The sequence below is a fragment of the Gilvimarinus gilvus genome (genome assembly GCF_030518155.1).
Lineage (GTDB): Bacteria > Pseudomonadota > Gammaproteobacteria > Pseudomonadales > Cellvibrionaceae > Gilvimarinus > Gilvimarinus gilvus.
In genome coordinates this window covers 1-9,545 of sequence record NZ_JAULRU010000258.1, presented here as the reverse complement: position 1 = coordinate 9,545, position 9,545 = coordinate 1, and the positions used below count along the sequence as shown (strand labels likewise).

The window sequence follows — 9,545 nt, the reverse complement described above, 5'->3', positions numbered from 1 at the left end:
GGCGTTGAGACTGTAGAAAAACTCCAAAAAATAGGTGTTTTTTGCTAAAATTGGCCATCGAATAAGGGACCGGTGCCATGCCAAACTTCAAAAAGTATAACTATAACCAAGACGCCATGGTTGTGATTAATTTCGAAGAGCAAATCCAACCAAATACCTTTGAATTTACGTTGCATCACCTGATCGATCAGCATATCGACCTCTCAGCTTTCCATGAGCATTATAATAACGACAGCGGTGGTCGATCCGCGTATGACCCCGCCATTCTCTTGAAGATCATCTTGTTTGCCTATGCAAAGGGGATTACATCAAGCCGAGAAATTCAGTGGCAGTGCGAGCACAATATTATCTTTAAAGCGCTGTCTTGCGACTCAGTTCCTCATTTTACCGGCATCGCCAGCTTTGTAAGTCGCTACCCGGAGGCTATAGAGTCTGTGTTTGAACAGGTTCTCTTAGTTTGTGATGAGCAGGGGCTTTTGGGCAATGTACTTTTTGCCATTGATGGCTGCAAAATGTCGTCGAACGCCGCGAAAGAGCATTCTGGCACCTTGCCTGAACTAGAGGCCAAGCGGGACAAAATACAACGAAAGATTCGGGCCTGCCTCAAAGAACATAAAAAGCTCGACGGTCGAAAGCCCGGTGAGCGAGAAAGAAAAAAGCAGCTGGAAAGCGCGTCAAATACGTTGAGAAAGGAATTTGAAAGGATCAACCGGTTCCTAAAGACGGCAACCCCACGGATGGGGCAGGGTAAAAAACCAAAAGAAGTCAAAAGCAATATCACCGATAATGAATCGGCTAAAATGACCACCAGTAAGGGCACTATCCAAGGGTATAACGGTGTCGCTGCAGTGGATAAGAAACACCAAATCATTATTGAAGCTCTAGCGTTTGGTGCAGGCCAGGAGCACCATACGCTAGAGCCCGTACTCACCGGCATAAAACAGCGCTATGCTCGCACGGGCATCAGCCCTGACATTCTCAAAGATCAAACCATTGTCACCGCCGACACCGGATTCTCGAATGACGCCAATAACCACTATCTGCGCAGAGAAGGTATTAATGCTTATATTCCCGACAACCAATTTCGTTCGCGTGATAAAACCTTCATTGAACAAAAAGAAAAATACGGCAAGCGTCACCGCGACACACTAAAAGGCATAAAGTCAGTGATTCCGGCCAGTGAATTTACCTTCAATAAAAAGCGTAAGACCTGCCGCTGCCCAGCGGGAAACGATATGTGGTTGAAAAATGAAGTCATTACCTCGGATGGAAAACGTAAATTGTTCTTTGAAGGAAAACTTACTGACTGTCGCCAGTGCGAACTCAAACACCAGTGTATGCGTAACCCAAGTTCGGCGGATACGCGAGAGGGGCACGGTCGGCAGGTCTCCATTACCTACACCAATGGCCGCACTGCAACGGATTGGATGAAGCGCCGAGTGGACAGCCAGTACGGAAAAGCGATATACGGCCACCGCATGTCCACCGTCGAGCCGGTCTTTGCCAATATGGGCACACAAAAAAGGCTTAATCGGTTCTCGTTGCGAGGAAAAGCCAAAGTTCAGGGGCAATACCCAAAACACTTCGTGGGGCAGGCTCTGGCGACTATTTTGTTTAGTGCATAACATTGAGAAGTTAATGAATTACGGCGCTATAGCTTAACCACAGACATATCAACAAGCGACATATTGCAACATCGCAGAATAGGTGATTATGTTAATCGAATGTGGTTGAATGATGATCAGTGAAAACTAAAATAGGAAGGCTGTACGGTATGTATGTCAAAAATGTATTTCTACAGTCTCGTTGAGGGTTGAATAAGTTTCATGGAAGTAGTACGTCTGACAGTCGAAGAGTGCCAAAAGTTAGGGGTGAAAGTCATTTGGTTTGACGCTCGAGTAGAGGCTGTTCCATTCTACGGAAAGTTCGGTTTTATGACTGAGGGTGATAGGTTCTATAAAAGCGGTATCCCGTACGTCAAAATGGTCGAATCTCTTATTTAGCGTTCTGCCACCCGACAGGATGCTCAAGCCGAAACTTCACCTTCGCTCCACGCCAAATTTGAGGGTGCCCCTGTGTTACTGCGGCTCTTCTATTTTTAACGGTATTTCCGGTTGCCAATCTTTCCAGCCTTCTTCGGGCACGTCGTGCAGTTTAAACACACTGCCATCGGTGACGGTGTCGCCGGGTAAGTCCGGTGTGGCAAGTGCTATGCCGCCGGCCAATAGGCTCTGGGCGGAACCGGTTCTGAGGCTGGCGCCTTTGAGCCAGCCGAAATCAAAAGCAATTCCTGTTGCATTCCAGAATACGGTATTGGATTTTATCAAAGGCGCGTAGTAAGGCTCTATATACACGTAGATGTTGATGTGCTGCGCACTGGGGTCGAGTTCGAAGCCGGTTACCTGGCCGATGGGAATCTCCCGGTAAAACACCGAACGACCTTTCTTAATCGAGGCCAGCGAAGGCGCCTGCAGCGTTAAGGTAAGTCCGCTGTCGCTCAGGTAATCTTCTGGCGGCTTATCCCGCCCGTTAAATTCATAGCCGAGGTCAGACTCTTCGCCGGGCTCGAATGCGATGTATTCACCAAAAATTAACGTCCCCAGATTGGCAATCTTGTCCAGGCTAATGCTGGGTTTCACTCGCCAAAAGGTACTGTCCTTAACAATCAGTTCGCGCGCCTCGGGGGCAATGCTCGCCAAGGCAGTAACGCCTTGAGCCGGGTGATTGAGCTGAATGTCTTCAATTTTACCGATCTCTACTCCCAGGTACTTAATAGCGGCGCCAGTTTTAAGGCCGCTGCCATTGGCAAAGTGAATATTGATCATCGGGCCGCGGTCTATGGCATCATCAATGGATGGCAGCAAGGTGAAGCGCGTATCGGGTGCTACCATTTCGGCGTCGTTATCGATATTAGCCAAATACACATTAATGCCGCCGCTTAAAATACTGGACAGTGACCCGGTATTGACCTGAACGCCTTCCAGGCTTGCAGAGAACTCCACACCACTGTTTTGGTAGAAGTGAGCATGATGGGTTATTAAATCCTGATATTTGGGGAATATGAGGATGTCGATATTTACCTGTTCACGGTTTTCGTTTAGGTGAAAATCCACCACCTTGCCAATGGTGATGTCGCGGTAGTGAATGGCGCTGTCTCGGGTTAGGCCGTCGAGCTTGTCTGCCATTAGCGTTAGGTAAAGCCCTTCCTCATTTTTTTTAGGGGCCGGTGGCTCTTTTAAGGCGGTAAAAGCGCGCTTGCCCGAGGGAGTATTTCCGGCAAAATCCATCTCAATGTGTGAGCCGGTCAATAGGGTAGAGAGCCCCGATATTTGCGACAGAGAAATTTTTGGCGTTGCCAGCCAAAATTCGGTGCTCTCGTTCAGCAGTATCGGTGCCAATGGGTTTATGCTGGCGGTAGCGGTCACGGCTGAGTAGTCCGGCTTCATGTCGAGCTTAATAATTTTACCGGCGGTTAGGCCTTTGTAGCGAATTTCGGTATGGTTGGCTTTAAGCCCTTCAGCGGTTTCGAATTCGATGTCAATTTCAATGCCGGTGTTCGCTTCAGAGTAATTCGAATAAATGGTGAACACATCATCGGATTGCGCGAGCTCACCGGGTGCTGTTCCCGGTGGGGTGTCAAAAGACAGGCCGCCAAGAATAATCGATGCGAGCGAGTCGGTATTGATTTCAATACTGTTTAAATCGCCAGAAATAGCAACGCCGCTGCTGTTCCAGAAACGACTTTGTTGGTTAACCAGGTCCGCGTATTCAGCGTTAATATGTGCCTTGAAAACCACTCGGTTGCGGTCAGCGCTCAGTTGATAATCGACAATCTCGCCCACGCGTAGCTTGCGGTAGTGAATGGGCGAGCCTGCGTGCAGCGAGCCAACATCGGGCGCAATCAGTTGAATCTCCAAGTCACCTTGTGCCGGCTCCGGTGGTGGCGGTTCGTTCAGCGCCTTAAACACATGCTTGGTTCTGCTGCTGGTACCCGGGCGCAGGGCAATGTAGTTACCTGATACCAAAGTATCCAAACCCTGTACGCCGGCGAGCGAAAGCTCGGGTTTCACCAACCAAAATTGTGTGTCTTCTTTGAGCGCGGCCTCGGCCTCACGGGTCAGCGTTATATGCGCTGCGACACTTTGTAAGTCGGGCTGTACGTGCAGCTCGTTGACGTTGCCAACTTTAATACCCTTGTATCGCACTTCGGTGGTGCCTGCTTGTACCCCTTCGCCGGTGGTGAAGGTCACGACAATACTAACGCCGGCTTCGTTGAAATGCTTATACGCCAGCCATCCCCCTAAAATGACGGCAAACAGCGGCAATAACCAAACGGCAGATATGCCCCGGCGGCGCGTTGTTTCAGCGGCGGGTATGGCCTTGTCAAAGTTCGGTTCGGTCATCTTCTGTATCCTGCAAATCCCAAATAAGGCGAGGGTCAAAACTTTCCGCAGCGAGTAGTGTGAGTATCACAACGGCGCCGAAAGCGGTGGCTCCAATATTGGCTTCGATACTGGCAATCTGCCCAAAACTGACCAGCGATACCAGTATTGAAATAACAAATATATCCAGCATCGACCAACGGCCGATAAAATCAATAAAGCGATACATGCGAATCGCTTGCTGGCGTTTGACCGGTTTGCCACGCTGCACAATTGTCAGCAGCACTATAATGCCAATTAATTTAAACAAGGGCACGGCAATGCTGGCGACAAACACTACGATGGCAATGGGCAGCATATCGTTTTGGGCCAAATCAATCACCCCGGACATAATAGTGCTGGTAAAACTTTTGTCGATACTTTGCACGTTCATAATCGGGTAGAGATTGGCCGGTACAAAGCAAATGGCCGCGGTAAGGGTGTAGGCCCAGCTACGTGACACGGAGTAAGGCGTGCGAAAGTGCAGTGGCGTATGACAGCGTGGGCAGGCAAAAGCCCCTTCGCTGGGCAAGTGAGACACTTTGCCGCAGACATGGCAGCGCGCCAGGTTCGCGTTAATCGCCAGCATGTTGATGTTTCTCTATGGCGTTCCAGCAGGCTTCACTGTTAAACAACAAAGTAGCTGCGGTTGTGAGCACAAGCATGGCGACGAAGCAGAAAAAGCCCGTGGAAAGCTCCAGTTTGCCCATGTCCAAAAGCTTTACCACAGAGACAATAACCGACAGCAAATACACATCGAGCATCGCCCAGCTGGTAATGTAATGAAACAGCTTGAGCAGGCGAGCGGTGAAGGCCCAGGCCTGTTGCATAGACCACAGCAATGAGATTAACGCTATACAGACTAGCAGAAGCAGCGGGGCGACAACGGTGGACAACAGTATTAGGCCCCCCACCCATAGAAAGCCTTTATCGATAAGCGCCAGAGCACCTTCGGTTAAGGTGTAAGTGGTAGGGCGGCCCAGCAGGGTGAACTCCATCTGCGGGTACAGGTGCGCCGGAATAGCGACAATTAAAGCCGCCAGCGACACGGCTAAACTCGTTTGCGAGGTGAAATAGCGACTCGCGCTGTCACGGCTGCCGCAGCGCGGGCAGCGCGCCTCACGTGACTTGCTAGGCGCCGGGCGCGCAAGCAGTAGGTCACATTCAAGACACGCGGTAATGGTGTCGCCTTCGTCCTGTTTCATATATCCATGGTCAAAATATCGAAACGTCAAAATACGTGGTTACAGGTTAAAACTCAAATTGAGGATACAGGCGCCACCGGCTGCCGGTACACACAAATTCAGTCGGTTCAGGTTAAATTCAGGCTCGGTTGCTTAATCTACTCACTAAGCAATCAGCAGGAGATTATCATGAAACCCGTCGCATTGATGTGTGTCGCACTGGCCCTGGTGGCTATTACGGGCTGCAACGAATCCGCTCACAGTGGTGGTCACTCTGGCCCACCACCGGCGCCCCCACAAGAAATTGATAATTTTGCCCTGGTAGATTCCTACGGAGTAGACAGCGGCGTATCGCGAGACGTTCCCCTAGAGCTTGATCCTTACCTGTACGATGGTATTTTCGAAATCTACTGGGACGTTACCCGCGGTGGCGGCTACGATTTTTTTCTCAGCGTAAGCCCGACCGCCGATATTAACAACAGTGTCACTGTGTACTCGGAGTACTGTGGCCCCGGTGAAATCTGCGGTGTCAGTGGCTACGCCATTTGCCAGTACACCGCGGACTTTACCCTGGGCTGTTCCGATCAAGCGGCCATGGATGTGTACGACGTATTCTACGAAGTACCACAAACTCTGCACTTTTTTGCCGAGACCTGCGGCATAGATGGCTGTGCCTATCGCCGCTTGCCGGTAACCATGTTTTAAATTTTAATGTTAGCCTGTTCTATTGAGCGGCGTAATCGATAATCTCCTGGGCGGTTTTGCCGTCCAGCGAGGTGTACATGTCGGCCTGTATTCTTTCTGCGGTCATTGTTGTGCCGTTCATGGCTTGCTGAATATTCTCTGTCGTTGCTTTTAATACCACAACGCCGATGGCCTGTTGCAATTGCGTTTGCTCACTATCATCTAACTCTTCCATCATCGCGGTTACCGATGCTTCGATGGACTCTTGGCTCGAGGCATCCAACGTGGGCTCGCCACAGCCGCTGAGTAATGCACAGCAAACGACAAGGCTTAGGAGTTGTAAACAGTATTTCATATTGGTGTCCTGGGTGAGGGGCGACATGCGTGAGTTCAGTTATACAGGTAGGGCAGACCAGGTGCCAGCTTTAAGATACAGTCCAAAGGGTAATCACATAACGTTAATGCATATCGCAATGTGTCTGTTGTGCCAATACGCGAACCGCATCATTGCGTGCTTTTTTAAATGCGTTGCGCACGCTGCCTATAGTGAGCGGAAGATTATAGCTATCGATCGTATCACTCACCACAACCCAGTCATTGTGGCCAATCGCCGTAAAAATACGCGCGGCGTAGCAGAACGCTTTGGTTCGCACTACATTGAGTGCATCGTTTGATTCTTTTTTGCAGTCGCTGGGTCTAGATTCTGGTAGAAAGTATGAAAGGGCAGCGTGCTGGTCTATTTCATCATCGAGCAGATGACAAATGTACTCTAAGAAATGTGCTTTCGCTATTTGGGTTACGATAAAGTCCTTCGCTAACCCGTCAACCGCATGGTCGTGGCCATACAGCTCAATTTCTTGCATTCCATTACACCTTTTACCGAAAAACTCAATTCCCAATGCCGGTCACGCTATATTAGCACTTACCTTTATAGCACATGATTCTCATTTGCAAAGAGTTTAAGTTGTTAAAAATTGTATTTTGGGGTTGTGGGTGGGGGTCGGTGTGCCGGGTATATTGTCTCGAAGGTTTTCGGCTGCTTGAACTGGTTGACCTCTGGTACAAAATGCACGGCTGTACCTTGAAAGACCACAAATACCGCTTGTCGCACACAATGGCTATTGTGCATAGGTTGGGTGATCCAAAGACTAAAATTTCACCGCTGCACATTTTGCCCACTACCGCGAAGAACGTCTTAAAGAAGTACCGGCCAGTACCATCAACCACGAGACACGATATCTCAGGGCCGTATACGCTGAACTTATCCGCCTAGAGTTGTACCGGGGCGATAACCCAATGGCGAAGATACGCACCTTTCGCATTGATGAAAAAGAACTGACGTATCTGGCAGAAGCGCAAATACCGGTTCTGTTGGCCGAGTGTGACAAGTCCAGGAATAACCATTGTGGTGCGGTGGCCCGTTTGTGTTTGGCATCGGGTGCAAGATGGAATGAAGCAAATCGGCTAATGGATAGCCAGCTATTCGAAGACCGGGTTGTCTATTCTGGAACAAAGAACGGCAAAGTTCGAGTTATCCCAATCAGGCCTGAACTATCTGCTTACCTTAGGGGCTTATCTTTCCCCTATGGCCGATTGTTCGATGATTGCTATGCTGCATTTAGAAAGGCGGTAGAGCGTTCAGGTATTCAGTTGCCAGATGGCCAAATGTCGCACGTCTTACGGCATACCTTCGCAAGTCACTATATGATGAACGGCGGGGGCATTCTCGTACTTCAACGGTTGCTTGGTCACAGTGACTTAAAGGTGACCATGAGATACGCCCACCTATCTCCCTGTTATATGAAAAGTGTTCCAGATCTCTCTCCCTTGAATGGTTGTGTCTACCCTGTTTCTATGATCAGTCACGAGTGAATTGTAGGTGTGGTCCTATGAGTAACCATCGTGACAGTCTCTGTTATGCCGCAGGCTAAAATCTAACTCATTGAATTGTATTTGGTTTTTCTCACTGGTCGAGTGCATAGAAGACCCATAAGGGGTCTCTATAAACATGTAGGCTTCATATACACCATGATAAATAATTGAAAAGGGTGCGCTAACCTGCTGAAGTTGATATGATTTTCTCTAACTAGACATAATAAAAAGGTTGGGTTTCGTGTTTTATAGTCGGAATTCCGCCTAATACACTGTTAAGTGCCTATGAAGATTATCGCCAAATTCATATTATGCTCTCTACTTTTTTGTGGAGTTGCAATTGGAGACGAGAAAGTAATGAGTGAGCAAGACGCACAGAAAACGTGGGACGAATATCATGAGCGGATAAAGAATCGTCGTCTTGCAGAGGCTAAAATTATTAATCTAGAGCTAGAGAAAAATGATATAACTAGCGAAACAGATTTAGTTCTAGACTTTAGCTTTTTCACGCAGGACGAGGCTGGTGCAAATGGCATTAAAAACCAGCTCGGTGAAAACTACGAAATGACAATCAGTAAAAAAGGTGAGTATTGGCATATTAATGGCACGTCGCGGCCATACGCCGTAAATCTTACTACTGAGCAGCATCTTGGTTGGGTAGAGTTCATGTATGACGTCGCGCTCTCTTATGGCTGTATCTTTAGCGTTTGGTCAATTACAGAGCCAAAAGAGAAGCATGTCTGGTCTAATGAAAATATTGAAACGGAGTTCGACTAGTGCAGCACTTAACAAATTGCTCCAGTTGACGCAGCGGTCTACGCTCCTTTTTGTGCATTCGCTGCGCTCATTTTCGCACAAAAATCCACTACAACCGCTGCGCAGCTGAGCAAGGCGTTATAGGGCTTTATGAAATTTCGAGTTAGCAGAGAAAATATAGAGTTCTACTTTGATGAGAAGGAGGCTCTAGTTGTTATCACCGCCATACACAAAGTATTGGTTCCTAAGCATACGACTCAACTGTATTTTCATACTGATTTAGAGCTTACCGACAAAGGAATGGACTCACTAAAGAAGCAAGGTCTGGTCGTGCTGAGCGATGACAATAATTCTACCCTTCTGAAGAAACAGAGGGTTCTTCTCTACAAGGAGATGGCGGTTCTTGTTCCAGTGCTTTCAGGTATGGTACAAAAAAGCGTGTGGCAGCCGATTTGTCAGAACATTATGGCTGAGTGCAGTGCGGCCCTATAACAAGCGACTGTGGTAAAAATCAAGCCTGAACCAACGTATTCTTTTGACAAATTAAGCTTGCTGCCATTCTTTTCCGTCACGGATCATGGCGTTTAATATTGTCATCATTTTCCTCATGCAAGCAGTTAATGCGACC

The 9,545-nt window shown here is 48.4% G+C and carries 10 protein-coding genes and 2 pseudogenes; 7 read left to right on the top strand and 5 right to left on the bottom strand.

Features of this window, described 5'->3' with window-relative positions; all coding sequences use genetic code 11:
- The first annotated feature begins 77 nt into the window (after positions 1–77).
- Positions 78–1,662: pseudogene (locus tag QWI17_RS03865) on the top strand (transposase).
- Positions 1,663–1,826: 164 nt separating this feature from the next.
- The gene (locus QWI17_RS03860; protein WP_302721193.1) at positions 1,827–2,003 is read left to right on the top strand and encodes a GNAT family N-acetyltransferase; all 177 of its coding nucleotides are present in this window, start codon (positions 1,827–1,829) and stop codon (positions 2,001–2,003) included.
- Positions 2,004–2,078: 75 nt separating this feature from the next.
- Here the strand turns inward: QWI17_RS03860 and QWI17_RS03855 are convergent, their stop codons facing one another.
- From QWI17_RS03855 to QWI17_RS03845, 3 genes are read right to left on the bottom strand one after another with little or no spacing between them, the layout of a single operon-like run.
- The gene (locus QWI17_RS03855; RefSeq protein WP_302721192.1) at positions 2,079–4,403 is read right to left on the bottom strand and encodes a PqiB family protein; all 2,325 of its coding nucleotides are present in this window, start codon (positions 4,401–4,403) and stop codon (positions 2,079–2,081) included.
- Positions 4,384–5,010 (bottom strand): paraquat-inducible protein A, encoded by a 627-nt coding sequence (locus QWI17_RS03850; protein ID WP_302721191.1) that lies wholly within the window; start codon positions 5,008–5,010, stop codon positions 4,384–4,386. The genes QWI17_RS03855 and QWI17_RS03850 overlap by 20 nt, the downstream gene beginning before the upstream one ends.
- Positions 4,997–5,626, bottom strand: coding sequence for a paraquat-inducible protein A (locus QWI17_RS03845; protein ID WP_302721190.1), 630 nt, complete (start codon positions 5,624–5,626; stop codon positions 4,997–4,999). The genes QWI17_RS03850 and QWI17_RS03845 overlap by 14 nt, the downstream gene beginning before the upstream one ends.
- Positions 5,627–5,794: 168 nt before the next feature.
- Between QWI17_RS03845 and QWI17_RS03840 the strand changes: the two genes are divergently transcribed.
- A complete protein-coding gene (locus QWI17_RS03840; protein ID WP_302721189.1) occupies positions 5,795–6,310 on the top strand; it encodes a hypothetical protein in 516 nt (171 codons plus the stop codon).
- Positions 6,311–6,329: 19 nt separating this feature from the next.
- Here the strand turns inward: QWI17_RS03840 and QWI17_RS03835 are convergent, their stop codons facing one another.
- Positions 6,330–6,644 carry a DUF6694 family lipoprotein gene (locus tag QWI17_RS03835; RefSeq protein ID WP_302721188.1) on the bottom strand — a complete coding sequence of 105 codons (315 nt, stop codon included), beginning with the start codon at positions 6,642–6,644 and terminating at the stop codon, positions 6,330–6,332.
- A 103-nt stretch (positions 6,645–6,747) separates the two neighbouring features.
- On the bottom strand, positions 6,748–7,152 hold the full coding sequence (locus QWI17_RS03830; RefSeq protein ID WP_302721187.1) for a hypothetical protein: 405 nt from the start codon (positions 7,150–7,152) through the stop codon (positions 6,748–6,750).
- Positions 7,153–7,226: 74 nt separating this feature from the next.
- On the opposite strand from QWI17_RS03830, the gene QWI17_RS23750 reads away from it, so the two are divergent.
- The 4 genes and pseudogenes from QWI17_RS23750 to QWI17_RS03815 all read left to right on the top strand — a co-directional run bounded on the left by QWI17_RS23750 (position 7,227) and on the right by QWI17_RS03815 (position 9,409).
- Positions 7,227–7,562: a phage integrase gene (locus tag QWI17_RS23750; RefSeq protein ID WP_441294580.1), complete on the top strand. Its 336-nt coding sequence runs from the start codon at positions 7,227–7,229 to the stop codon at positions 7,560–7,562.
- Positions 7,454–8,161: pseudogene (locus QWI17_RS03825) on the top strand (phage integrase); the annotation flags it as partial. The gene QWI17_RS23750 and the pseudogene QWI17_RS03825, both read left to right, overlap by 109 nt.
- Before the next feature lie 357 nt (positions 8,162–8,518).
- A complete protein-coding gene (locus QWI17_RS03820; protein ID WP_302721185.1) occupies positions 8,519–8,938 on the top strand; it encodes a hypothetical protein in 420 nt (139 codons plus the stop codon).
- 129 nt (positions 8,939–9,067) lie between these two features.
- Positions 9,068–9,409: a hypothetical protein gene (locus QWI17_RS03815; RefSeq protein WP_302721184.1), complete on the top strand. Its 342-nt coding sequence runs from the start codon at positions 9,068–9,070 to the stop codon at positions 9,407–9,409.
- Positions 9,410–9,545: the final 136 nt, after the last annotated feature.